Raw genomic sequence first — 998 nt, 5'->3', positions numbered from 1 at the left:
GAATATATTGTCTTATAAGACCATTTTGATTTTCTATCAAACCTTTTTGCCATGATGAATACGGATCTGTGAAATAGACAGTAATGCCAAGTTTCTTTGTAATGTATTCATGACAGGCAAATTCTAATCCGTTATCAGTTGTTATAGTCTTGATAAATTTCTTATATGGCATCAATAACCGAACTACCGTTTTTGCCAGCTCTTTTGCCTCCTTTCCTTTATTAAGTTTCCTCATAAACAACATTCCTGTTTTCTTTTCCGTAATGGTCAATATGGCACCTCGATTCCCTTTGCCAAGAATAGTGTCCATTTCGAAATCTCCGAAGCGTCTGCCATCTGCTTCTTCTGGTCGATCTGTTATTTTTGTCCTGTTACAAATCATTGATCCATCAATACTTACGGGACGTGACCGNTGTTTGAGTTTATGNCGACAATATANATATAAAGTCCCTCCATTTTTCTTATCCTTACGAATGATTTTATATATAGTTTCATNAGATATTATCATGCCACGTTCTTTTAGCACAGCAGAGATTTGTTGTGGAGACCATTGTTCTTCTATCAACAATCTTATNGCTTCATTTTTCACTTCATCCGAAATGGCACGGTTGCCTGGCTTTCGTTTCTTCCTTTGGTCCGCATTTTTCTGAGCNGTTTCCCAATTATAATTTCCACGGACACCGCTGTTCCGTTTGATTTCCCGGGAAATGGTAGAAGGATCAACACCTATTGATTGTGCAATTTTTGCCTTACTACATCCGTTTTTAGTAAGTACAGAAATCGCACNTCTTTGCTGTGAGGTTAAATGGTTATACATGTATATAAAATTAGTTTATGAATGAGACAAGTCATCTTTATTGCGTNATTAAATGTTTTTAACACATACCTTGAAATGCCTATGTTTATGATATTTTAATATTTACATATAGACGTATTTATTATTCAAGAAGCTACTGCAAAAATACATTCAATCCATTTAATTGATGTATATCTATTCA

1 protein-coding gene is annotated in these 998 nt (G+C 34.6%); it reads right to left on the bottom strand.

What is annotated here, in order from left to right; all coding sequences use genetic code 11:
* Positions 1–817: IS30 family transposase (locus tag HMPREF9304_RS11385; RefSeq protein ID WP_036929271.1), on the bottom strand; the 817-nt coding region annotated here is incomplete at its 3' end.
* Positions 818–998 lie beyond the last annotated feature (181 nt).

Source organism: Hoylesella timonensis S9-PR14 (assembly GCF_000762405.1).
Lineage (GTDB): Bacteria > Bacteroidota > Bacteroidia > Bacteroidales > Bacteroidaceae > Prevotella > Prevotella timonensis_A.
This window is presented reverse-complemented; position numbering and strand designations above follow the sequence as displayed.